Genomic DNA, 23,841 nt, shown 5'->3' with positions numbered 1-23,841 from the left:
TGTCAGTGGAGAAAAAATATCGGATGAACATTGCGATGGCTACCGATTATCGTATGCATGAGCAGGTTGAAGTAGTGATTAAGTCTATTCTAAAATACCATCGAGGAGTACAGTTTTTCTTGTTAAATAAGGACTATCCTGAGGAATGGTTTGATAGCTTAAATGGACAATTACTAGAATTTGATAGCGTTATATACGACAAAAAGATTCGCTCCCGAAACTTTGAGCAATTGCATACTTATCATTATGTTACAGAGGCAACTTTTTACCGTTATTACATTTCTGAGTTGATAGAAGAAGAGAAAGTCTTATACCTTGATGCAGATATTGTAGTGACAGGAGAGTTGGATTCTTTTTATGATACGGATATTACAAGTTATGCGATGGCTGCTGTAGTAGATCCAATTGTTGCTTATGTACATCAAAGAAAGGATTTTAATGCAGGTGTCATGCTGATAAATAATAATAAATGGCGTGAAAAAAATGTTTTAATGCAAGCCTTACAACTCCATGTAGATTCTTCGGTTTCATTGCCAGATGCAGACCAGAGTGTTTTGAATATTCTTTTCAAAAATGAATGGCTAGAGATGGATGATACATATAATTATCAAATCGTTGCTTCGTATCCAGAAATTCGGAAAGAATTTAAGAGGAAAAGAGGACGAATCATTCATTATACGACGGCGGCAAAACCCTTTTTACAAAGAAAAATTGGGAGAAAGCGTGGATTAAAATTACTGCTGAAAGGGGATATATCTTTTCGAGATTTCTTAAAAAATGTATATACTGTTCCTTTTGCAGATGAGTGGCATCAGGTACAGAAACTAAATTGGGAAGATGTAAAGAAACAGCATGGTAACAAAAACTAGAACACAGCGAGCATTTTATAACTCAGCTTCTAGTCTCGTTCTTTTTGGCTTGAGATTAGTAGTGCAATTTGTCAATCGTAGTTTATTCATCAAGCTATTAGGGATTTACTATTTAGGGTTGAACGGTGTATTTTCTAATATCTTAGGCATGTTGTCTCTTGCTGAGTTGGGCTTGGGAGCCTCTATTGTGTATGCTTTGTATAAACCAATTGCAGAAAATAATAAGGGAAAAGTAATAGCTTATATGAATTTATATAGTAAGGCTTATAAATTCATAGGGTTTATTATTCTAATACTGGGATTAGTCGTATATCCATTCTTGCCAGCTGTTTTACAGATTTCCAAATTAGGGCACGAGGAAACAGTGATTTATATTCTGTTTCTAATTAATTCCGTAATTAGTTATTTATTATTTTCATATAAAAGAAGTCTCTTAAATGCCCATCAAGAAAATTACATTGTCTCTTGGCTAGATTTTGCCCTATATGTTATGATAACAATCTGTCAATGGAGCGCTATGTGGTTGACTCATAATTATATATTGGTGCTTGTACTAAATATTTGCTCAACTATTCTTTCTAATTTCTTGGTTGCATTTGTAACCAATAAGCGTCATCCATTAAAAAATATAATACCAGAACCGATAACTCAGGCAGAAAAAAACTCACTAAAGAAGAATGTACTAGGGAACATTATTGGAAATATTGCGACTGTCGTTGTTTTTAGCACAGATAATATTTTGATTTCTTCTTTTATCAGTGTGACGACAGTAGGGATTTACTCCAATTATACAATGATTACAAATTCCTTTAATACTTTATTATCTCAAGTAATGGTTTCACAATCTGCATCTGTTGGAAATTTGGTCCATACTTCTAATTCAGATAAGGTATATGACGTATATAAGAGATATCAATTTGCTAATTTTATTAGCTCCTATTTGGTTTCACTACTTATATTTATTTTAATCAATCCTTTTATTGTATTGTGGATTGGTAAAGACTACTTATTGTCGACTCAAATAGTTCTATTACTAAGTATGTATATATTTCTGCAAACCTATCGTTATTCGGGTTTTATACTATATAATGCTTATGGTTTATACTGGGAATCTCGCTATAAGCCAATTGTAGAAGCTGTCTTAAACTTAGTATTTTCCTTGTTATTTCTCGTGGTTTTTAAATGGGGTATAAGTGGCATTTTGTTGGGTACAATTTGTTCGACTTTATTGACGAATACTTGGTATGAACCTTACATTATTTTCAAGTATGGTTTAAAACGGACGATGAAGGAGTATATCTGGATAAATATTCAACAGTGGCTGGTTTATTTTGTGACACTAGTTGGTCTATATTTCATAGCTCCTCAGCGATGGTTTGCTCCGAACTTAATAGGATGGCTTCAATTGGCTACTGTGTCAGGTAGCGGATTGACTGTTTTATTATTTATTGTGCTTCATAAGGATGAAACATTAAGATGGTGGCTTAACTTTGTAAGTAAACGATTGCTAAAAATCGTCCGTAGATGAGGATAAGGAGAAAAAATTGCAGTCTTTCTCTCTATCCACTAATTTGATTGATAAATAAATATAAGGTGGTATTTATAAGAACAAAATGGAAAGTGGTTGCACTTCAGCTTGAAGAAAAAGTCTTTTTATTGCTATCATCCTCATGTACTTTTGGACATCAGCGACTTCCTTCGGAGTAAAATAATCCAGTGGATTATTTTAGCCCGAGCCCAGAAACAAAGAAGCGAGGATAATCCACTGGATTATTTTAGCCCGAGCCCAGAAACAAAGGAGCGAGGATAATCGATTTCAACGAAATCACGACTTCTGTCTCACTCCCACTTTTAGCACGGTGGAGGTGGCGGTATTGTGTTCGCTACGCTCGCAAATTTTCTAACTTTAAAACTACAGAAAATGAAATATTATTGTAATGTTTTTCTGAATTGTGAGGTTTATCTACATTCTGAAGTGGATGCACTTCTCATTAAAAAGATTCCTTTTAGGGTTGAAAGAAAAGGAAAGATTGATTACTGGAGAATGAAGTTCAAAAACAAAGATTTTACCATTGTCAGTAATAACTGTTAGGGCGGGAGAGTATATGAGGAGCTGAGTCTTTCATACACTACTCCCTTTATTGTGCTGTATCTGTATCTGTTTACAGAAGATTATATGAAATTGTTAAAAACCTAAAATACTATATAGAAATGGAGTTGCGGTTCACACATACCTCACGCTTCAAACTAGATTATGATAATCGTTATCCTCTTGGTGATGAATTTACAGAAGAGCAGATAGAGCTCCATTTGGTGTATTATTTTAGTGAGTTAGAAGCGCTTGAAACATGTTCTCCTTAGTTCTCAGTCTAGCTTTTCTCGAAGAAACACAGTCGTCTTTGCTTCAAGTTTTGCGCTCCTCACGAAAAAACTGCATCCTTGGTTTTTAGTCCTGCTTTCCTCGTTGGAAACATGTCATCCTTGGTTCCTAGTCTCCCTTTTTTCGTTGGAAACATGTCATCCTTGGTTCCTAGTCTCCCTTTTTTCGTTGGAAACATGTCATCCTTGATTTCTAGTCTTGTTTTTTTCTTTGAAAAACAGTAGCCTTGGTTCCTAGTCTTGCTTTCCTCTTTGAAAAATAGTAGCCTTGGTTCTCAGTCTTGTTTTCCTCTTTGAAAAATAGCTGCCTTTGTTTTCAGTCTTGCTTTCTTCAGCGAAAACGTTCTTACCTGACTGTTAGTCTTTGCAACATCAATAAAAAGCACAAGGCCATTGGACAGCTTTGTGCTTTTTCTGTTATGCAAATGTGATAGCAACGGCTTCTGGTACAATAAAGTCAGAAGATAGGTTGGCTAGTTTTCCAGTTTCGCTATCGCGATGAAAGACACTGACATTGTCGGAATCTTGGTGGGCAACAATAACGAAACGATTGTCAGGACTCAAGATGAAATCACGTGGTGTTTTGCCAAGACTTGGTACGATTTCAACCAACTCAAGGCTAGCATCGCCAAGCACCTTGTAAACAGCAATCGAATCATGTCCACGGTTGGATCCGTAAAGGAATTTTCCGTCAGATGAGAGGCGGATGGCTGCTGTACCATTAAAGTCTGTGTAGTCACTTGGCAGGGTGGAAATGGTCTGCATAAGCTCAAATTCTCCCAGTCCGTCATAGATGAGGACTTCAATGGTGGAGTTCAATTCACAGATCAGATAGGCAATCTTCGCTGTTGGATGGAAGGTAATGTGACGTGGACCAGCTCCTGGTGTTGCCTGATAGCGGGCGAGAGGGGCAAGCTTACCTTGGTCAGAGACGGTGTAGGTGACGACTTCGTCTAGCCCTAAATCGCAGGTAACGAGATAATTGTCAGGAGTCAAATCAGCGAAATGAACGTGGGCACTAGCTTGGTTTGGGTGTGGCCCAGAACCCTCGTGTTGTTGGCAATCGGCTAATGCGAGTCCGCCGTTTTCTAAGCGTTTATAGACAAGCACTTGTCCTTTATGGTAGTTGGCGCCGTAGACAAGCTGACGCTTATCATCTACAGATACATAGCAGTGGGGTGCGCCTTCTTCAACTGCATGATTGATGGGCTCCAAGCTTGGTGTAAATGCAGCCAATCCCCCTTGGGAATCTTCGGCACCAACTGTGTAGAGAAAGTGATCGTTTGAAAAGGCTAGATAGGTCGGATTTGGCTCAGTCGCAACCAAGCGGCGGTTACTTAGTTCTCCTGTTTCTGTATTAAAATCTACAGCATAAATCCCCTCAGAAGCTCGTTTTGTGTAAGTTCCAAAATAAAGTGTCATCATTCATTCCTCACATTTGATATTCTATAGTATGTCAAATTATACCATATTTTTAGGAGAAAGTCCCTCTAATCAATGATTTCTAGGACACGAAAATAGGGGATACGTGGTATAATAGAAAAAAATATATGAAAGAGGTACACTATGGACGATCAAAAGCAAAAATTTTCAACTTCTTGGTTTTTTAAATGGTTTGTCAATAATCAGGCTGTGACATTTTTCCTCGTAACCTTGCTGGTTTTACTGACCATTTTGGTTTTGACAAAGATTAGTTTTATTTTTAGCCCAATTGGTAGTTTCCTAGAAATTATTCTCCTTCCGATGTTGTTGACAGGATTGCTCTATTATTTGCTCAATCCCATTGTTGATATCTTGGAGAAATATAAGGTATCACGAACGGTTGCGATTGGGATTCTCTTTGTCATAATTGCCTTTCTCTTGGTCTGGGGCTTGGCTGTTGCCATTCCAAGTATCCAGAAACAGGTAGTGGGTTTTGCACGGAATCTTCCGGTCTATATTCAAGACATTGAGACACAGGTGACAGCCCTATTACAGGATGATCGGTTTGAGCAGTTTCGACCAACAGCCTTGGAAATCTTGGACAATGTTAATAGTCACATTATTTCCTTTGCGCAAAAGTTATCATCCAGTGCAGTTGATTGGGCCAAGGAATTGATTAGTGCGACCTCACAAGTAGTTGTAGCGGTTTTGATTATGCCCTTTATTCTCTTTTACCTCTTGCGGGACGGGCAACACCTCAAGGCCCATATTACCAAATATTTGCCGACCAAATGGCGGACATCAATCGGCAATGTCTTGACGGATGTCAACAGTCAATTGTCTAACTATGTGCGTGGTCAGGTGACAGTTGCGGCTATTGTTGCCTTGATGTTTTCGATTATGTTTACCGTTATTGGACTGAGCTATCCGATTACTTTGGGAATTGTAGCTGGTTTCTTAAACTTAATTCCCTATCTGGGATCTTTTCTTGCCATGATTCCTGCACTTATCCTTGGAGCTATTGCAGGACCTTTCATGCTGCTTAAGGTGGTCATCGTCTTTGCAGTAGAGCAGACAATTGAGGGACGGTTTGTAACGCCATTGATTATTGGTAGTTCATTGAACATTCATCCGATTACCATTTTATTTGTCCTCTTAACGGCTGGTCAGATGTTTGGTGTTGTTGGGGTCTTGCTAGGAATCCCAATTTATGCCTCTATCAAGGTTATCTTAAAAGCAATCTTTGAATGGTATAAGGAGTATAGTGATTTGTATGAACCAGAAGCAGAAGTGATTGAGGGAATGAATGACAAATAGTGAAAAAATGCTCGTCTGCCTTGAGCAGCAAGACTTACCAAAGGCCATGAAATATTTTCAACGTGCCTTAGACACAGATGAGGATGAGCTGCTGTTGGAGTTAGCAGCCTATCTGGAAAGCATTGGTTTTTTACCGCAGGCAAAAGAGATTTATCTACATTTGCAAGAGGCTTATCCCGAATTAGCCATTCAGCTAGCTCAAATTGCTAATGAAGATGGTTTGGTAGAAGAAGCCTTTGGCTATTTGGAGACGATTGACAGGACTAGTCCTGCTTATGTAGAGGCCTTGCTTGTAAAGGCAGATTTATACCAATCAGAAGGTCTTGCTGATGTGGCAAGAGAAAAACTCTTGGAAGCTAGTCAGTTATCAGCTGATCCGGTCATTTTATTTGGATTGGCAGAGTTGGATATGGAATTACAGGAGTATAAAGAAGCGATTCAGTACTATGCTCAACTGGACAATCGTGAAATCTATGACTGGACAGGTGTATCGACTTACCAGCGGATTGGTCTTGCCTATGCTAGTCTTGGAAAGTTTGAAGTAGCGATTGACTACTTGGAAAAGGCAGTCGAGTTAGCCTATGATGACCAGACAGTTTTTGAATTAGCTACGTTATTGTTAGACCGTGAGGATTATCAGAAATCTGCTCTTTATTTCAAACAGCTTGATACGATGAATCCAGAATTTGAAGGCTACGAATATGCGTATGCCCAAGCCCTTCATGGAGAGCATAAGTTGGTAGAAGCAAGAGAAATGGTTGCAAAAGCTCTAGCCAAAAACGAATATGACCCAACTCTTCTTTTACTAGCTTCTCAGTACGCTTATGAGGACCACGATGTGCAGGCAGCAGAAGCCTATCTCTTACAGGCTAAGACAGATAGTGAGGATGAAAATGAAGTAGTTCTTCGCTTGACCAACCTTTATTTGGAGCAAGAACGTTATGAGGAAGCTGTCAGTCTGTACTCGGAAGAATTGGACCATGTCCTAGCCATTTGGAATATTGCAAAAGCCTATCAAGCCTTGGAAAGAGATGACGAAGCGCTTGCCCTCTTTGAGCAATTAGAGCAGGACTTGGCTGGAAATCCTGAATTTTTAGCAGATTACGTTGAGCTTTTGCGGCAGATTGGTCAGTTAGACAAGGCGAAACACATGGCAGGCCGTTATCTTCAGTTGGTACCAGATGACTTGGTCATGCAGGAATTTTATAATCAGGGATAAGGAATGGAAGCAAATAAATTATTTCAGTATAATACACTAGGGGCCTTAATGGCTGGCTTGTACGGTGGTTCTTTGACTGTTGGAGAATTGCTAGAACACGGTGATTTGGGGCTTGGAACGCTAGATTCCATTGACGGAGAATTGATTGTACTGGACGGAAAAGCCTATCAAGCCAAAGGTTCTGGGGATCAGCCAGAAGTGGTCGAAGTATCGCATGATGTCAAGGTACCTTATGCAGCGGTGATTTTTCATCAAGCAGAAGTAATCTTTAAGCAACGTTTTGAAATGACTGATCAGGAATTACAGGCACGAATCGAATCCTACTATGACGGTGAAAATCTTTTTCGCTCGATAAAAATCCGTGGGCATTTTTCAAAAATGCATGTCCGAATGATTCCCAAATCTTCTTCAGATATGAAATTTGCAGAGGTCGCAACGCATCAACCAGAATACACCGCAGAAGATATTTCAGGAACGATTGTTGGGATTTGGACACCTGAAATTTTTCATGGGGTGAGCGTAGCAGGTTATCATCTGCACTTTATCTCAGATGACCACAGCTTTGGTGGTCATGTCATGGACTATGTCATCAGCCAAGGTTTTGTAGAAGTAGGGGCAGTCGACCAGTTAGACCAACGCTTCCCTGTCCAAGACCGCCAATTCCTCTTTGCTAAATTTAACGCCAAAGAAGTACGTGAAGATATTGACAAGGCGGAGTAATCGTTTTTACGAGCTTGGGACAAAAGTCTGATTAGAAAAGTAAAAAACGGATAAAGGAAGAGCTAAAACCTTAAGACTCTCTCTTTGTTCGTTTTTTGTATATATTTTAGTAAAAAAGACTATGTGAAATGATTGAATTTCTAACGTGAAACTCTTTTGTTCTAAGCTCGTTTTGACATGTAGTGCATTGAATAAAGGTTAAGACCTCGTTAAGTCGCTTTGATGAATACCAATGCCAGTTTTATCTATAGCTCCTTGTCTTGTCCAATTTCTTTCGCAATCCACTATACCATTGCTGTCCTTCGTGGTCTCGGCTTTGAAGTATCAGATATGTGTGGCATCGTACCAGAAAATGACCATACTGAAGATGACGTATGCTTCTATTTTTCTCCAGAAATATGGCAGGAAGTCTTAGCCGATATTCAGCAGTATGAAAGAAAAAGAGGCGGTTAGCCTCTTTCAAAATGTAGAAAAAACCGAGATTTATTTAAACAAATTCAAGAGTTCTGCTAACTGAACAGTTGATTTTTACGATTTTCGCGAGCGGAGCGAGCCTCATCAGATACTTTTCGCTGTGGTAAAAGTAGCGTCAGGACCAGTCATGACGCTACTCGGAAATGTTGAGACTTTAGGCTCAACATTTAGGTATGGAATTCCGTAGGAAGTCGCTACCGTCCGCACCACCTAAGAAAAGTATCTCAAAAACTTTTTCCTTTTATCATCTAATCGTACAATATTTCTTTCGTATGGGAGATGCAGTGGTTTTCTTCATCCCAGTAGTGGATACGCTCAAAGGAGCCTTTGCGCCAGTAGAGGGGAAGTCTATCACGAATATCATCTTGCATGTCCAGCTGGTCAAGTTGGTCAATCGACCACCATTTGGGTGTCCCTTCAGGCGATTCGCTCAAGACCTCGCCCTCAAAATCCTCACAGAGAAAGTCGTAGTAGACATAGCGCTCATTTCCGATAGGATTGGTAAAGCCAGAGATACCTTTTAGCTGTAAGTTGAGAACGGTAAGACCCGTTTCCTCCTTGACTTCACGCACGGCCGCTTCAAAGAAACTTTCTGGGAATTCAACCTTGCCCCCTGGCTGAATCCAGCCCTTAAAATCATCATGTTGGCGGTCTAATAGCAGAATTTGATTGCCTTTTTTGATACACACATTGACATAATTTTTAATGGTTTCGCGCATTTTGCCCTCCTTTCTGTCGTGAGGAGAAGTTATTGTTTCATGGCTTTAATCTTAGCTTCATCAGGTGTGACACGGAGCGTCTTTTGGCCACGATAGGTCACAAATCCCGGCTTTCCACCAGTTGGTTTGTGCAATTTTTTTGCCTCAATCATGTCAACCTGGACCAGATTGGAGTAACGAGATTTGGAGAAGTAGGCTGCCAACTCTGCTGCATCTGTCTTAACTTCATCACTTGGGTTAAGGTTATCCGTGATAATGACATGACTTCCTGGGATGTCTTTGGCATGGAACCACAATTCGCCTTTTTTTGCCAGTTTAAAGGTCAATTCATCATTTTGGAGATTGTTTTTTCCAACGAGAATAATCGTTTTTCCGTCTGTTGCTAGATAGCGCTCTGGTTTTTGGCGCTTGGCGATCTTCTCCCTATGTCGGCGTTTGAGATAGCCGGTTTCAATCAATTCTTCTCTAATTTCGTCAATTTCAGAAAGGCTAGCCTGTCCTAGCATGGTGTCAACACTTTCTAAGTAGGTAATGCTAGCCTTGGTTTCTGCAATCAGATTGGTTAAATGTTTGACAGCTTCCTTTAATTTCTGGTATTTCTTGAAATAACGTTGGGCATTTTGGCTTGGAGTGAGCGCAAGGTCTAGTTCAATCTCCAATGGTCCATTGGTATAATAATTGTCGAGGGTCACACTAGCTTGGTCATTGGGAACTTGGTGCAGGTAGGTTGTCAGCAATTCTCCCTTTTGGCGAACTAGTTCAGCTGTTTCAGTATCGAGGAGTTCTTGTTCTTGCTTGCCTAATTTTTTGCGGTTCTTGTCCAATTCGCTAGCGACTCGTTTGATCAATTCCTGAGCTTGTTGGGCAACACGGTCTCGCTCCGCCTTATCCTGATAATAAAAGTCAAGGAGTTCTGATAGGCTGGCAAATTCTTCCTGACTATCTGCAAAAGGAACAGCAGCGTATGATTTAGCCGTTACGTTAGGTTGGCAGGTTTGGGCAAAAAAGCTACGGAAGTTTTTTAGTTTATCCGTGAGCAGTCGTTCAGACAAGGCTGTTGCAGTATCTCGTCCCAAACCTTGGAAAAGATGTTGCAGGTGCTTGGGAGCGAGGTTTTCTGTACTTAAGATTTCAAATAATTTTTCATCCTTGATCGTAAAGGGATTGTGAGCATTGGTCTCAGGTGGACGAACATAGCTTGAACCTGGTAGAATCGTCCGATAAGAATTTTGTGAGAAGCCGATGTGCTTAATCGCTTCAATGATTCGCTCCTCGGTCTTGTCAATCAGAATGATGTTGCTGTGCTTTCCCATGATTTCAACAATCAAACTGACCTTGATATGGTCTCCGATTTCGTCCTTGTTTGATACGATAAATTCCAAGATGCGGTCATTTTCCCATTGGTAAATGGACTCGATGATTGCTCCTTGTAGGTATTTCCGTAGAATCATGGTAAAGGTGTTGGGGACTTTGGGATTGGTGAATTCTGTCTTGGTCAGCTGGGCGCGGCCAAATACCGAATGAGCAGACAAAAGGAGCTTATGGCTAGCTCGATTGCTCCGGATGTGGAGGACAATTTCTTGCTCAAAAGGCTGGTTAATTTTTTGAATTCGTCCGCCCTCCAGTGCCGTTCGCAATTCCTCTGTCATGTGGTGTAAAAAAAATCCGTCAAAAGACATGGTTATTCCTCATATTTCTAGTTAGTAGTGGTGTTCGTGTTCCGTTTCTTTGCTTCCCAATTATACCATTTTTTAAAAATTTTACAAAAACCTATTGACAAATAAAATGAGAAATTTTATAATGTTTACTAATCAGAAGAAGTAGTAAGTGAGATGCTTTCAGGGAGCTTGTGGTGATTGTGAACAAGTAGCGGACATTTATGAAATGGACTGAGGATAAAGATGAATTCAAAACAATGAGAATTCGGTTGGCACCCCTTACCGTGCAGCTCCTTGTTAGAGGAGATGGAGATATGGAAGGATTCTAGGCACTTCCATAAGTGAGGTGGCACCGTGTCATTGACGCCCTCGCATACAGTTTTTGTATGCGGGGGCTTTTTCATATAGTCTTACTGAGATAAGACTAGTAGGAGGGATTTTGTATCATGAAGAAACGATGGCGTCTGTAAAGATGAGGAGCGCAAATAGACTAAAACGTAGAGATACTTTATAAATGAAATAGGAGATCGATCATGAAAAACAAAAATTTATTAACAACCATTGCAGTGCTTGCAGTAGTCGTAGTTGGTGGTATATTCTTTTCAACAAAGAAGGATATGAAAAAAGAAGCAGGTCAGACAGATGTTGCCAAGGTAGGAGTCCTTCAATTTGTGACCCACGAAGCGCTTGATGAAATCTACCGCGGTATCCAAGATGGCCTTGCAGAAGAAGGATTTGCAGGCGATAAAATCAAAATAGACTTCATGAACTCAGAAGGAGACCAAGGTAAAATTGCAACCATGAGTAAACAATTAGTCGCAAATGGCAACCAAGTGGTGGTAGGAATTGCAACTCCAGCAGCCCAAGGCTTGGCTAGTGCAACGAGTGACCTTCCTGTTATCATGGGAGCAATTACAGACCCAGTTGGTGCAAAATTGGTGAAAAGCCTTGAAAAACCAGGTGCAAATGTGACAGGTGTTGCTTGTCCGCAACCGATTGGGCAACAGCTGGAGTTAATTAAAAAACTAACTCCAAAGGCTAAAACAATCGGTGTCTTGTATTCCAGTAACGAAGATAATTCTAAATTGAATGTTGAAAAATTCACAGAGCTAGCTGAAAAAGAAGGCTATACAGTTCTAGCTTATCCAGTTCCGTCTAGTAATGAGATTGCTTCAACCATGGCTGTCATGACCAGCAAAGTTGATGCGATTTGGGTTCCACAAGACAATGCCATTGCTTCAGCCTTCAAAACAGTTGTAGCGAGCAACAAAGAGGCAAAAGTACCAATCTTCCCAAGCGCAGACACAATGGTGAAAGAAGGCGGTTTGGCATCTGTTGTTGTGAGTCAATACGGTCTTGGTGTTTCAACAGGAAAAATGACTGCTAAGATTTTGAAAGGTGCAAAACCAGCAGAAACACCAGTAGACGTAGTGGATCAAGGAGCACCAATTATCAACAAAAAAGTCGCAGCAGAATTAGGCATTACAATCCCAGAAGAGATTGAAAAAGCTGCTGGTGAAATTGTAGAATAAGCTAGAAAATGAGAGTGGGTCTAAGTTCGTGATCAACATGACCCCACTTATTTCTTATAGTATAGGATAGAAAATATGATTGTATCAATAGTATCACAAGGTCTGGTCTGGTCTATCTTGGGTCTGGGCATTTATATGACCTTTCGGATTTTGAATTTTCCAGACATGACGGCTGAAGGGAGCTTTCCTTTGGGTGGTGCGGTAGCAGTTACGCTAATTAGCGGTGGCATGAACCCATTTCTTGCGACAGGAATTGCAGTCCTTGCTGGTTGTGTGGCTGGTCTTGCAACAGGCTTGCTCTATACCAAAGGGAAAATTCCCACTCTTTTATCAGGGATTTTAGTGATGACCTCCTGCCATTCCATTATGCTGATGATTATGGGGCGGGCCAATCTTGGTTTGTTAGGGACGACACAAATTCAGGATTATCTTCCTTTTACGGATGCTATCAATAATCTAGTAGCAGGTTTGCTATTTGTAGTTGTCGTGATTGCAGCTCTGCTTTTCTTCCTTGATACTAAGTTAGGGCAGGCCTATATTGCAACAGGAGACAATCCAGATATGGCACGGAGTTTTGGCATTGATACCGACCGTATGGAACTCATGGGCTTGGTCTTGTCAAATGGAGTGATTGCACTTGCTGGTGCTTTGATTGCCCAACAGGAGGGGTATGCGGATGTCTCACGTGGAATCGGCGTCATTGTCGTGGGTCTTGCCAGTCTGATTATTGGCGAAGTGCTCTTTAAGAGTCTCAGTCTTGCAGAGCGGTTGATGACCATTGTCATTGGAGCGATTTCCTATCAATTTTTGATTTGGGCTGTGATTGCACTTGGCTTTAATACGAGCTATCTTCGTATTTATAGTGCGGTGATTTTAGCAATCTGCCTCATGATACCGACCTTAAAAGCAAAAGTCTTCAAAGGAGTGACCATTAGCAAATGACAGCAATTGTAGAATTAAAAGATGCCACTAAGGTGGTCAATAGCGGATTTGGCGAAGAAAAAGTGATTTTAAATCAGGTCTCTCTAACGATTCATGAGCATGATTTTATTACGATTTTAGGGGGAAATGGTGCTGGTAAATCAACCTTATTCAACGTGATTGCAGGAACCTTGCCACTGACTAGCGGAACAATTCATATCTTGGGTGACAATGTAACGCATTTATCACCGGAGAAAAGAGCCAACTATCTGGCTCGAGTCTTTCAAGATCCGAAAATGGGAACAGCTCCTCGGATGACGGTTGCAGAAAATCTCTTGATTGCGAAATTCCGCGGGGAAGGGCGTGGTCTTGTTCCACGAAAACTCAGTAGTTACAAGGAAGAATTTCAAGCAACGATTGATCAAATTGGCAATGGTCTTGAAAAGCATCTGGATACACCGATTGAATTTCTTTCTGGCGGTCAACGTCAGGCTTTGAGTCTTCTCATGGCGACCTTAAAGCGACCAGAGTTACTGCTTCTTGATGAACATACAGCGGCGCTAGATCCTAAGACCAGTGTAGCGCTTATGGAGTTGACCGATCGTTTTGTAACAAAGGACCAATTGACAGCTCTGATGATTACTCACCAAATGGAAGATGCCCTCAAATACGGCAATCGCCTCTTGGTGATGAAAGATGGGCAAATTATTCAAGATTTGAACAAAGAAGAAAAACAAGAGATGACCTTAGCAGATTACTATCGCTTGTTTGAATAGCAGAATATTCCCAGTCAGAAGGCTGGGAATTTTTAGGCCAAATCGGCTAAATGCAGATTTTTGTACGAGTATCCCTTCTTGTTCTGTTCAGCGTTCTAGCCTTGTGTGATTTTTTGAGCTATATTTTGAAAAAATACTGAAAAAAAGGTATAATAGTATGGATATGCAAGAGATTGCAAGACTGTAATTCGACTTGGAACTCCAAGGACCGTTAGTAAAAAAAATAGAATGAAGGAGTTATCATGAGTGATATCAAAATTATGGCTTTAGGCGGTGTGAGGGAGAACGGAAAAAACCTCTACATCGCTGAAGTCAATGGCATGATTTTCGTCTTAGATGCGGGATTAAAATATCCAGAAAATGAGCAACTAGGCGTTGATGTGATTGTGCCAAATGTCGAGTATTTGGTAGAAAATAAGGAGCGGGTAGCTGGAATCTTTCTGACCCATGGACATGCGGATGCGATTGGGGCCTTGCCTTATGTATTGGAAAATGTGAGAGTACCAGTATTTGGTTCGCATTTGACCATTGAACTAGCGAAATTGGTCGTAAAAAATTATCATGCAACCAAGAAATTTAAGGATTTCCATGTCATCAATGCAGGGTCCGAAATTGATTTTGGTGCTTCTGTTGTTTCTTTTTTCAAAACAACTCACTCGATTCCAGAAAGTTTAGGAGTGGTTGTCAAGACAGACGAGGGCAATATTGTCTATACGGGTGATTTCAAATTTGACCAAGCAGCCGATCCCTTTTACAAGACTGATTTTGGGCGTTTAGCAGAAATTGGAAATGAAGGAGTTTTGGCCCTCTTATCTGATTCAGCCAACGCAGATAGTAATATTCAAGTAGCAAGTATGCATGAAGAAGCAGAAGAAATTCTCAATACCATTGCGGATTGGGAAGGTCGTGTGATTGTTGCAGCGGTTGCAAGTAATATCGTGCGGATCCAGCAAATCTTTGATGCTGCTGAAGCAACCGGTCGCCGTGTTGTATTGACAGGACACGATGTGGAAAATATTGTCCGCACAGCCATTGATTTGAAAAAATTACGGTTGGTCAGCGAGCGTTTGTTGATTAAACCAAAAGAAATGGCAAAATTTGAAGATAATGAGTTGATTATCTTGGAAACAGGTCGTATGGGCGAGCCCTTGAATGGTTTACGTAAGATGTCGATTGGTCGCCACCGTTATGTGGAAATCAAGGACGGCGATTTGGTCTATATTGTGACAACGCCAACCATTTCAAAAGAAGCAGTTGTTGCGCGTGTTGAAAACATGATTTATCAGGCAGGTGGAGTAGTCAAGTCCATTACGAAAAACTTGCGGGTATCTGGACACGGGAATGCGCGTGATTTGCAGTTGATGCTCAACATCTTGCGTCCCAAGTATTTATTCCCAGTTCAAGGGGAGTACCGTCAGTTAGATGCCCACGCACGTGCAGCACTTGAAATTGGTCACTATCCAGAAAATATTTTTATCGTCAAGCGTGGGGACATCATGAGTTATGAACAAGGCGAATTTGTCCATAATGGCTCTGTGCCAGCAGGGGATGTCATGATTGATGGAAATGCGATTGGAGATGTTGGTAATATCGTGCTTCGTGACCGAAAAATCTTATCAGAGGATGGTATTTTCATCGTAGCCATTACAGTAAATCGTCGTGAGAAACGCATCATTTCAAAAGCCAAGGTCAATACACGTGGATTTGTCTATGTCAAAAAGAGTAGAGATATCTTGCGTGAGGCTTCTGAATTAGTCAATATTACTGTCGAAAATTATTTTACCAAGGATACGTTTGACTGGTCAGAACTGAAATCATCTGTCCGAGATGAACTAGCCAAGTACCTCTTTGACCAAACGAAGCGCCGTCCAGCTATTTTGCCTGTTATTATGGAAGTGAAATAAGATAGTCGTTCAGGTTTAATTGATTGCGTTTTGTCTAACTTCAGTTATGCCTGTAACTCGTGGTCTAGTACCAAAAAAACTGAAAGACGATAGCATAACAGATAAGAATAAGGAGAGAAAGGTGGTAGCTACTTTAACAAGATAAAGTAGCACCTTTTTCTATGATAAGGAGAAGAAAATGGCTTTAATGAGCATTACCTATTATTCGCAAGTAATGGATTTGGATTTGTCGGTGCAAATCTTGTACCCAGACAAGGGACGGGTGGAAAATCCCGATGATACCGATATTCCTGTCCTCTATCTCCTGCATGGAATGGGTGGTAGGGATACGACTTGGCTACGCTTAACCGCCTTGGAGCGCTTGGTGAGAAAAACCAATCTCATCGTTGTCATGCCCGATACCCATAATGGTTGGTATGTCAATACCCAGTATGGCTACCCCTATTTTGACGCCTTAGCCGTAGAATTACCAGCTGTTTTGCAACGCTTTTTCCCAAATATGACTGATAAACGTGCAAAAACCTTTATTGCAGGTCTGTCGATGGGAGGGTATGGTGCCTTGCGTTTAGCCTTAGAAACTAATCGCTTTTCATATGCGGCCAGTTTGTCAGGTGCCCTGAGCTTTAAAGATTTTGATCCGAGAAAAGAAAGTTTAGGAAATGCTGCTTATTGGACAGGGACCTTTGGGGAAATTGCAGACTGGGAAAGCCCAGATAATCCCCATTCCTTGGTGAATCTTGCTAAAACAGCTGACAAAGATACTAAGTTGTATATCTGGTGCGGTGAAGAGGATTTTCTTATCGGTGCAAATGATTTTGCAGCGCAATCCTTTAAAGACTTAGGTTATGATGTGGATTATCAAACAGCACCGGGTAAGCATGAATGGTACTATTGGGACAAGCAGCTTGAGGTTATTCTAGCTTGGCTACCGATTGATTTTCAATTGGAAGAACGCTTGAGTTAGACTGACGAATTGCTGTGTTTATGTAGATCAGGAAGTGGGGAGGACGTGAGTCTAGCCTCGTTGGGATAATAAAGACATGATTATTTTACAAGCGAATAAAATTGAGCGCTCTTTTGCAGGGGAGGTGCTCTTTGAAAATATTAACTTGCAGGTGGATGAACGGGATCGGATCGCCCTTGTGGGGAAAAACGGTGCTGGGAAATCGACCTTACTGAAAATTTTAGTTGGCGAAGAAGCACCAACCAGTGGGGACATCAATCGCAAGAAAGATTTGTCCCTGTCCTATTTAGCGCAAAATAGTCGCTTTGAATCAGAAAACACGGTCTATGATGAAATGTTGCAGGTATTTGCTGAACTGCGTCAGACTGAAAAACGCCTAAGAGATATGGAATTGCAGATGGGTGAATTGACAGGACAAGCCCTTGAGCAGTTGATTCAGACCTATGATAGTTTATCAGAAGAATTTCGAGTGGCAGGAGGCTTTACCTACGAGGCAGATATTCGTGCACTATTAAATGGCTTTAAGTTTGACGAGTCCATGTGGCAGATGAAGATTTCAGCCCTATCAGGTGGACAAAATACCCGTCTAGCCTTGGCGAAAATGCTACTTGAAAAGCCAGAATTGCTAGTCCTTGATGAGCCAACCAACCATTTGGATATTGAAACGATTGCTTGGCTGGAAAACTATCTCGTGCATTACAAGGGGGCGCTACTGATTGTCAGCCATGACCGTTATTTTCTCGATAAGGTTGCTACGATTACGCTCGATTTGACCGCGACATCGCTGGATCGGTATGTGGGGAATTATTCTACTTTTGTGGAGTTAAAAGAGCAAAAATTACTGACAGAATGGCAAAATTATGAAAAGCAGCAAAAAGAAATTGCTAAATTAGAAGATTTCGTTCAAAAGAACATAGTTCGTGCTTCTACGACCAAGCGAGCCCAAGCAAGGCGCAAACAATTAGAAAAAATGGAGCGCTTGGACAAACCAACCTTGCAGCAAAAATCTGCTCATATGGCCTTTCATTCAGAAAAGACCTCTGGGAATATTGTCTTAACAGTAGAGCAAGCAGCAGTAGGTTACCAACATGAGATTTTATCTGAGCCGATTAGCATTGATCAACGCAAGTTAGATGCCATTGCCATTGTCGGTCCAAATGGGATTGGGAAGACAACCCTACTAAAATCTATTATTGGCCAGATTCCCTTTGTCAAAGGAGAGGCAAAGTTTGGAGCCAATGTAGAAGTAGGCTACTATGATCAAACCCAGTCAGCCTTGACACCTTCCAACTCTGTACTGGAAGAATTGTGGTCAGCCTTTCCGACACGACCTGAGGTGGACATTCGCAATCGACTTGGTGCCTTTCTCTTCTCAGGAGATGATGTGAAAAAGTCCATTTCTATGCTATCAGGCGGTGAAAAGGCACGTGTTCTCCTTGCTAAATTGTCCATGGAAAATAATAATTTTTTGATTTTAGATGAGCCGACCAACCACTTGGATATTGATAGTAAAGAAGTTTTGGAAGATGCTTTGATTCAGTATGACGGTACTCTTCTCTTTGTCAGCCATGACCGCTACTTTATCAATCGAGTTGCGACAAAGGTATTAGAGCTATCAGAAACCGGAAGTACCCTTTATCTGGGTGATTATGATTATTATTTGGAGAAAAAAGCAGAGCAACTAGCAAATGCGGAACAGGCAGTAGAAGTCGACAGTACAGCTAGTTCGAGCGGAGCAACCGACTACCAAGCTCAGAAAGAAAGCCAAAAAGAGCAGCGTAAAATCGCCCGTAGGCTTGAGCAAATCGAAACAGAGATGGAGGAATTGGAAGGGCGTTCAACCCAACTCCAAGCTACTATGTTAGAGACCAATGATATTGGAGAATTAACAGATTTTCAAAAGGAAATCGAAGCCCTAGCCCTTCAGCAGGACCAATTAATGCAGGAATGGGCAGACTTGGCTGAAAAGAGTGAACAGCTCTTATCCTCTTAATCTTTCTTTAAATGGTATATATAGTGGATTGAGAACTGAACACGGGCTAAGCACTATGTGAAAAAGAGACGCAGATGTTCCAACTTCAGTTGGTTACAGCTGAGGCTCCCTTTAGGGATAAGTCTTCCTAGCTCCAAAGGTATAGTATACCTTTGGAGGTGAGTGATAGGAGTTTGCAGAGCAAACTCTCCTTTGACTCTTCGTCAGACTTCCTATTTTCACTTTGTGCTTTATACGCCCTCGTATCTTATGAAACTGAACTCGGCCTAAGCACTGTGTGAAAAAGATAAGTCTTCCTAGAGTCTGCTAGCTCTTCGTCAGACTTTCTATTTTCACTTTGTGCTTCATACGCCCTCGTATCTTGCGGAACTGAACTCGGGCTAAAAGCTCGGAAAAAAGATAAATGCTCCTAGAAGCTTCCGCTTCTTCGTCGTATTTCCTATTTTTCATTCGCTTTTTTAACGCCCTCGTATCTTATGAATAGGACACGGCAAGGAGTTGCAGATAGAACTGGCGTTAATTGAGGATTACTCCATAATCCTTATTTCCAACCTTCAACAGTCTACTGGACTATTGAAGCAAAGCGACTTATACTCGTCAAAAATCAAAGTCTGGCGTCGTTAACTCACCTTGCTGAACTTCAGTTCTAGCTACGATTTCGTTGCCTAGTCAGATTTTGATTTTTATAGAGTATAACGATGTCCTAATTTTTATTCAATTCACTATAGATTATTCTGAAAGAGTATCCCTATTCGTATGGGGATATTCTTTTTTACTAAATAAATCTAATCAATATTTACTAAAAAAATAATAAAAATTAGTAAAAAACAGTTGACAAACCAACTGTAAAAATATACTATTGATATATAAAAAGAAATCGCTTTCAAAAAAGAAAAGGTTATCTATAAGCCTATAGAAAGGAAACTTTTAGGATGAAAAAATTTTTAAAATATGCGGCAATTGCTTTTGTGGCAATGCTATTAGTTGCATGTGGTGCAAAAGGCGGAGGAGAGTCTGGCTCTGGAAAAACCTATAATGTAGGGGTTGCCATCTATAAATTTGATGATAACTTTATGACCTTATATCGTGAGGAACTAGAACGGTATTTTGGTGAATTGAGTAAAAAAACAGGCAATAAATATGTCTTGGATATTCAGGATGGAAAACAAGACCAAGCAACACAAACCGAGCAAATCAATAATTTTATTGCCCAAGGAAAAGATGTCATTTTGGCAAATTTAGTAGACCCAACAGCGGCTGGTAGTATTATCAATTCTGCCAAGTCAGCAGATATTCCTGTTGTATTGATTAACCGTGAACCAGAGGTAGCTGAACTAGACATTTGGCCTGGTAAAACAACCTATGTTGGGGCAGATGCTACTCAATCAGGGACTTTCCAAGGGGAAATCATCGCAGCAACAGATTCTAAAGGGGATCTAAATGGTGATGGTGTTGTTAATTATATTACCCTCTTTGGTGATCCAGCCAATGTTGATGCTCAACAACGGACAGCCTACTCTGTTAAAGCGCTTGATAATGCAGGTATTAAACGCAAGGCGCTTGCTGAACCGTATCTTGCTAACTGGGATACTGCAAAGGGTCAAGAAGTAACAGCTTCTGCGCTCGAACAGTTCGGTGATAAGCTAGAAGTTGTATTTGCAAACAATGACGGTATGGCAGTAGGAGCTGTAACAGCTATTAAAGCTGCAAAACGGACGGTTGGTAAAGATATTCTCGTTGTCGGAGTTGACGCAATTCCAGATGCGATGGAACTTCTTGCAAAAGGAGAATTGACCGGTACAGTTTTGAATGACCACTTTAATCAGTCTCACACTGCTGCAAATGTTGCCGTTAAATTGATGAATGGTGAAGATGTAGAGTCTTATTACTGGGTTGACTATGTTAAGGTAACCAAGAAAGAAGATTCTCAACTAAAAGAAGCTGAGCCAAAGACTGAGACAACAAAAGAGGCCAAAGAACGTTACGCAAAACGTGACAAATAGGTCAGCCCGATAGATAACCAGTTTGAAAAATGATTTCTTCTGTCCCACGGACTAAGACACCACGGTGAAAGGATTGTGGGACAGATTTTTTAATGCTGAAAAAGAAAGTAGGTCAAATGGAAAATGAGTGAGTATATTTTGGAGATGCAGCATATCACCAAGACATTTCCTGGCGTAAAAGCATTAGATGATGTTACCTTTCGGTTAAGACCTGGGACCGTGCATGCCCTCATGGGAGAAAACGGTGCAGGTAAGTCAACCCTGATGAAATGTCTATTTGGTATCTACCATCGAGATGGAGGCTCCATTCTCTTTAATGGTGAGGAGGTTGATTTTAAGGATTCAAAAGAGTCGATTGATGCAGGTATTTCCATGATTCATCAAGAATTGCAACCAATTCGAATGATGACGATTGCTGAGAATGTCTTTCTAGGAAATTATCCCCTTGGAAAATTCAATTTAGTGAATCATGCCAAGATGAATGAAGAAACTAGAATCTTATTAGATGAGGTTGGACTCTATCTGAATCCAAATACCTTATTGAACGATTTGACGGTATCGCAAATGCAGTCTGTCGAGATTGCAAAGGCCATTTCGCACAATGCCAAGGTTGTAATTATGGATGAGCCGACTTCATCCCTAACAACATCGGAAGTAGAGAAACTCTTTGAAATTATTGAAAAATTAAAATCAAAAAATATTGGCATTATCTATATTTCTCATAAAATGGATGAAATTTTACGGATATCTGATGATATTACGGTCATGCGAGATGGGCAGTATGTCGGGACTTGGCCTGCCAAAGAAATGACGACTGCAAAGATTATTCAGGCCATGGTTGGTCGGGAGTTGACCAGTCTTTTTCCAGAAAAAACCAATCAAATTTCAGAAGAAATCGTTCTCGAATTACAAGATCTCACCTCGCCAAATCCTCTGTCTTTTAAACATGCGAGTTTTACGCTCCGAAAAGGGGAAGTGCTAGGAATTGGTGGCTTAGTTGGCGCACAGCGGACGGAGCTAATGGAAGCCCTCTATGGTATGCGGGTCTTACAGCAGGGGAAAATTCTCATCAAGGGACAAGAAGTAAGCATCAGACGCCCTGCTGATGCGATTAAAAATCGTATTGCGCTCGTTACTGAAGATCGGAGATACAATGGTATTTTTGGTGTTTTGTCGATTACAGATAATGCCTCTGTGGCAGCTCTGAAAGAGTATGTCGGTCGAATGGGGCTCTTGGATGAAAAGAAAATGAACCATGTCGTTGACGAAAATGTGGAGCGCTTGCGTGTGAAAACGCCTGATAATAAGACAAGGATTGAGAGTCTATCAGGAGGAAACCAACAGAAGGTCATATTGGCAAGATGGCTTGCCAACAATCCAGATATTTTGATTTTAGATGAACCAACGCGTGGGATTGATGTCGGTGCAAAATATGAAATTTATCAGATTATCAATGATTTAGCAGCAGAAGGAAAATCTATTATCATGATTACCTCAGAAATGTCTGAATTACTGGGTGTTTCAGATCGAATCATGGTTATGTGTGAAGGCCGAGTTGCTGGATTTTTAGACCGGGAAGTAGCGACCCAAGAGTCTGTCATGACCCTTGCTACAAAATTTATGGGAGCTCATGAAGGAGGAATGGAAAGTGTTTAAAGTAGATAGTCCAAAAACAGCAAAACCGTTTAGTCTGGGAGATTTTTTGACAAAGAATTCCATGTATATCGTTGTTGCTGTCATGATTTTATATACAGGATTGACGCAGGATAATTTCTTTACGGTGGGAAATGCAGCCAATATCATGGCCAATACCTCCGTTCGTTTTATCATTGCGCTTGGAGTATCAGGCTGTTTGATTATTAGAGGAACAGACCTATCTGCCGGTCGGATTGTTGGTTTGACCGCCATTATTACGGCTACACTTGTGCAGCGTCCTGATTTTGTGGATAAATTTTTCCCAAATCTACCTGACTTACCCATTGTTGTTCCCTTATTGATAGCCTTGCTTGTCGGCGCTACCTTGGGATTGTTAAATGGAGCGATTGTATCCTTTTTAAATGTTCCCCCATTTCTGGCGACTTTAGGAACGCAGATTATGATTTACGGTTTTGTTTTGATTTACTCAAAAAGTAAGCCAATTGGAACGTTCAAGGATGAATTTGTTGCCTTTGGTCAAGGAAAGTTATTTGGATTTCTTCCATATATTACCATTGTTGCGGCGATTATCGGCTTAGCCATGTGGGTACTCTACAATAAAACTCGTTATGGGAAATACATGTATGCTATTGGTGGGAATGAACATGCAGCAGAAGTGTCTGGTGTCAATGTTGGATTTTCTAAAATAAAAATCTTCCTTCTAGCTGGCTTGCTCTATGGTTTGGCAGGTTTCTTACTCTCTGCCAAGACAGGTTCTGCCGGCGCTGGAGCTGGTATGGGATACGAACTAGATGCTATTGCCTCAGCGACCATTGGTGGCGTTTCAACCGCTGGGGGACAAGGTACCGTTCCAGGAATTCTCTTAGGGGTCTTTGTCTTTGAGTTATTGAAAGTCTGCCTCACCTATTTGGGAGTGACCCCAGATATGACCAATGTAATCCAAGGTATTGTCATTGTTGTAGCAGTAGCGCTTGATATTCGTAAGACCATGGTGAAAAAATAAATACGAGTAGGAGATAAGGTATAGCTAGAAGTACAAAAGCTATCGTTCTTTCAAGCAAAAATAAATCCCTCTATCAGTCAAGATAGGGGGATTTTATCGTGGATTGAGAAAGGAATGGGTCGAGGCAAGAAGCTGCAGATAGAACTGGCGTTAATTGAGGATTACTCCATAATCCCTATTTCCAACCTTCAACAGTCTACTGGACTATTGAAGCAAAGCGACTTATACTCGTCAAAAATCAAAGTCTGACGTCGTTAACTTACCTTGCTGAACTTCAGTTCCGATTTCGTTGCCTAGTCAGATTTTGATTTT

At 40.7% G+C, this 23,841-nt stretch carries 18 protein-coding genes and 1 pseudogene; 16 read left to right on the top strand and 3 right to left on the bottom strand.

The annotated features are described in order from the left end of the window. Positions 1–23: 23 nt before the first annotated feature. From J5M87_RS06080 to J5M87_RS09900, 3 genes and pseudogenes are all read left to right on the top strand, one after another. Positions 24–869 (top strand): glycosyltransferase family 8 protein, encoded by an 846-nt coding sequence (locus J5M87_RS06080; RefSeq protein WP_160463309.1) that lies wholly within the window; start codon positions 24–26, stop codon positions 867–869. Next, a complete protein-coding gene (locus J5M87_RS06075) occupies positions 853–2,397 on the top strand; it encodes a lipopolysaccharide biosynthesis protein (protein ID WP_154609011.1) in 1,545 nt (514 codons plus the stop codon). The genes J5M87_RS06080 and J5M87_RS06075 overlap by 17 nt, the downstream gene beginning before the upstream one ends. A gap of 576 nt (positions 2,398–2,973) precedes the next feature. Next, positions 2,974–3,066 (top strand): annotated as a pseudogene (locus tag J5M87_RS09900) (DUF1919 domain-containing protein); the annotation flags it as partial. 599 nt (positions 3,067–3,665) lie between these two features. On the opposite strand, the gene J5M87_RS06070 reads toward J5M87_RS09900, so the two are convergent. Next, the gene (locus tag J5M87_RS06070) at positions 3,666–4,670 is read right to left on the bottom strand and encodes a lactonase family protein (RefSeq protein ID WP_154609012.1); all 1,005 of its coding nucleotides are present in this window, start codon (positions 4,668–4,670) and stop codon (positions 3,666–3,668) included. A gap of 144 nt (positions 4,671–4,814) precedes the next feature. Here J5M87_RS06070 and J5M87_RS06065 point away from each other — a divergent pair, with 144 nt between their 5' ends. The 4 genes from J5M87_RS06065 to J5M87_RS06050 all read left to right on the top strand — a co-directional run bounded on the left by J5M87_RS06065 (position 4,815) and on the right by J5M87_RS06050 (position 8,379). After that, positions 4,815–5,987 carry an AI-2E family transporter gene (locus tag J5M87_RS06065; protein ID WP_154609013.1) on the top strand — a complete coding sequence of 391 codons (1,173 nt, stop codon included), beginning with the start codon at positions 4,815–4,817 and terminating at the stop codon, positions 5,985–5,987. After that, positions 5,977–7,206: a tetratricopeptide repeat protein gene (locus J5M87_RS06060; RefSeq protein WP_154609014.1), complete on the top strand. Its 1,230-nt coding sequence runs from the start codon at positions 5,977–5,979 to the stop codon at positions 7,204–7,206. Before J5M87_RS06065 ends, J5M87_RS06060 begins: the two co-directional genes overlap by 11 nt. 3 nt (positions 7,207–7,209) lie before the next feature. Beyond that, on the top strand, positions 7,210–7,926 hold the full coding sequence (gene budA / locus J5M87_RS06055) for an acetolactate decarboxylase (protein ID WP_154609015.1): 717 nt from the start codon (positions 7,210–7,212) through the stop codon (positions 7,924–7,926). Between the two features lie 222 nt (positions 7,927–8,148). Beyond that, positions 8,149–8,379, top strand: a complete 231-nt coding sequence (locus J5M87_RS06050) for a hypothetical protein (RefSeq protein ID WP_154609016.1) — start codon at positions 8,149–8,151, stop codon at positions 8,377–8,379. 269 nt (positions 8,380–8,648) lie between these two features. On the opposite strand, the gene J5M87_RS06045 is transcribed toward J5M87_RS06050, so the two are convergent. Together J5M87_RS06045 and J5M87_RS06040 are read right to left on the bottom strand one after the other, a co-directional pair. Further along, positions 8,649–9,119 carry an 8-oxo-dGTP diphosphatase gene (locus J5M87_RS06045; RefSeq protein WP_154609017.1) on the bottom strand — a complete coding sequence of 157 codons (471 nt, stop codon included), beginning with the start codon at positions 9,117–9,119 and terminating at the stop codon, positions 8,649–8,651. 29 nt (positions 9,120–9,148) lie between these two features. Beyond that, the gene (locus J5M87_RS06040) at positions 9,149–10,798 is read right to left on the bottom strand and encodes an Rqc2 family fibronectin-binding protein (protein WP_154609018.1); all 1,650 of its coding nucleotides are present in this window, start codon (positions 10,796–10,798) and stop codon (positions 9,149–9,151) included. Positions 10,799–11,310: 512 nt separating this feature from the next. Here J5M87_RS06040 and trpX point away from each other — a divergent pair. The 9 genes from trpX to J5M87_RS05995 all read left to right on the top strand — a co-directional run bounded on the left by trpX (position 11,311) and on the right by J5M87_RS05995 (position 23,529). Then, a complete protein-coding gene (trpX, locus tag J5M87_RS06035; RefSeq protein ID WP_154609019.1) occupies positions 11,311–12,309 on the top strand; it encodes a tryptophan ABC transporter substrate-binding protein in 999 nt (332 codons plus the stop codon). 75 nt (positions 12,310–12,384) lie between these two features. Next, positions 12,385–13,251, top strand: a complete 867-nt coding sequence (locus tag J5M87_RS06030; RefSeq protein WP_154609020.1) for an ABC transporter permease — start codon at positions 12,385–12,387, stop codon at positions 13,249–13,251. Continuing rightward, the gene (locus tag J5M87_RS06025; protein WP_154609021.1) at positions 13,248–14,006 is read left to right on the top strand and encodes an ABC transporter ATP-binding protein; all 759 of its coding nucleotides are present in this window, start codon (positions 13,248–13,250) and stop codon (positions 14,004–14,006) included. The genes J5M87_RS06030 and J5M87_RS06025 overlap by 4 nt, the downstream gene beginning before the upstream one ends. A 242-nt stretch (positions 14,007–14,248) precedes the next feature. Continuing rightward, entirely contained in the window at positions 14,249–15,910 is a 1,662-nt protein-coding gene (locus J5M87_RS06020; RefSeq protein ID WP_154609022.1) for a ribonuclease J, read from the top strand. 178 nt (positions 15,911–16,088) lie between these two features. Further along, the gene (locus J5M87_RS06015) at positions 16,089–16,874 is read left to right on the top strand and encodes an alpha/beta hydrolase (RefSeq protein WP_154609023.1); all 786 of its coding nucleotides are present in this window, start codon (positions 16,089–16,091) and stop codon (positions 16,872–16,874) included. A gap of 76 nt (positions 16,875–16,950) precedes the next feature. Beyond that, on the top strand, positions 16,951–18,867 hold the full coding sequence (locus tag J5M87_RS06010; RefSeq protein WP_154609024.1) for an ABC-F family ATP-binding cassette domain-containing protein: 1,917 nt from the start codon (positions 16,951–16,953) through the stop codon (positions 18,865–18,867). 932 nt (positions 18,868–19,799) lie between these two features. Further along, positions 19,800–20,870 carry a galactose ABC transporter substrate-binding protein gene (locus J5M87_RS06005; RefSeq protein WP_154609025.1) on the top strand — a complete coding sequence of 357 codons (1,071 nt, stop codon included), beginning with the start codon at positions 19,800–19,802 and terminating at the stop codon, positions 20,868–20,870. Between the two features lie 123 nt (positions 20,871–20,993). Further along, positions 20,994–22,526, top strand: coding sequence for a sugar ABC transporter ATP-binding protein (locus J5M87_RS06000; RefSeq protein ID WP_154609026.1), 1,533 nt, complete (start codon positions 20,994–20,996; stop codon positions 22,524–22,526). Then, positions 22,519–23,529, top strand: coding sequence for an ABC transporter permease subunit (locus J5M87_RS05995; RefSeq protein WP_244315561.1), 1,011 nt, complete (start codon positions 22,519–22,521; stop codon positions 23,527–23,529). The genes J5M87_RS06000 and J5M87_RS05995 overlap by 8 nt, the downstream gene beginning before the upstream one ends. The last annotated feature ends 312 nt before the right edge of the window (positions 23,530–23,841 follow it).

It is taken from the genome of Streptococcus sp. zg-86 (assembly GCF_017639855.1).
Lineage (GTDB): Bacteria > Bacillota > Bacilli > Lactobacillales > Streptococcaceae > Streptococcus > Streptococcus zhangguiae.
Note: the sequence above shows the minus strand (reverse complement) of the source record. Positions and strands in the feature narration are given on the sequence as shown.

Coding starts and splice junctions, on each gene's coding strand:
- J5M87_RS06080 (WP_160463309.1), top strand. CDS start 24: ATGAACATTGCGATGGCTACCGATTATCGTATGCATGAGCAGGTTGAA.
- J5M87_RS06075 (WP_154609011.1), top strand. CDS start 853: ATGGTAACAAAAACTAGAACACAGCGAGCATTTTATAACTCAGCTTCT.
- J5M87_RS06070 (WP_154609012.1), bottom strand. CDS start 4,670: ATGACACTTTATTTTGGAACTTACACAAAACGAGCTTCTGAGGGGATT.
- J5M87_RS06065 (WP_154609013.1), top strand. CDS start 4,815: ATGGACGATCAAAAGCAAAAATTTTCAACTTCTTGGTTTTTTAAATGG.
- J5M87_RS06060 (WP_154609014.1), top strand. CDS start 5,977: ATGACAAATAGTGAAAAAATGCTCGTCTGCCTTGAGCAGCAAGACTTA.
- budA (WP_154609015.1), top strand. CDS start 7,210: ATGGAAGCAAATAAATTATTTCAGTATAATACACTAGGGGCCTTAATG.
- J5M87_RS06050 (WP_154609016.1), top strand. CDS start 8,149: ATGAATACCAATGCCAGTTTTATCTATAGCTCCTTGTCTTGTCCAATT.
- J5M87_RS06045 (WP_154609017.1), bottom strand. CDS start 9,119: ATGCGCGAAACCATTAAAAATTATGTCAATGTGTGTATCAAAAAAGGC.
- J5M87_RS06040 (WP_154609018.1), bottom strand. CDS start 10,798: ATGTCTTTTGACGGATTTTTTTTACACCACATGACAGAGGAATTGCGA.
- trpX (WP_154609019.1), top strand. CDS start 11,311: ATGAAAAACAAAAATTTATTAACAACCATTGCAGTGCTTGCAGTAGTC.
- J5M87_RS06030 (WP_154609020.1), top strand. CDS start 12,385: ATGATTGTATCAATAGTATCACAAGGTCTGGTCTGGTCTATCTTGGGT.
- J5M87_RS06025 (WP_154609021.1), top strand. CDS start 13,248: ATGACAGCAATTGTAGAATTAAAAGATGCCACTAAGGTGGTCAATAGC.
- J5M87_RS06020 (WP_154609022.1), top strand. CDS start 14,249: ATGAGTGATATCAAAATTATGGCTTTAGGCGGTGTGAGGGAGAACGGA.
- J5M87_RS06015 (WP_154609023.1), top strand. CDS start 16,089: ATGGCTTTAATGAGCATTACCTATTATTCGCAAGTAATGGATTTGGAT.
- J5M87_RS06010 (WP_154609024.1), top strand. CDS start 16,951: ATGATTATTTTACAAGCGAATAAAATTGAGCGCTCTTTTGCAGGGGAG.
- J5M87_RS06005 (WP_154609025.1), top strand. CDS start 19,800: ATGAAAAAATTTTTAAAATATGCGGCAATTGCTTTTGTGGCAATGCTA.
- J5M87_RS06000 (WP_154609026.1), top strand. CDS start 20,994: ATGAGTGAGTATATTTTGGAGATGCAGCATATCACCAAGACATTTCCT.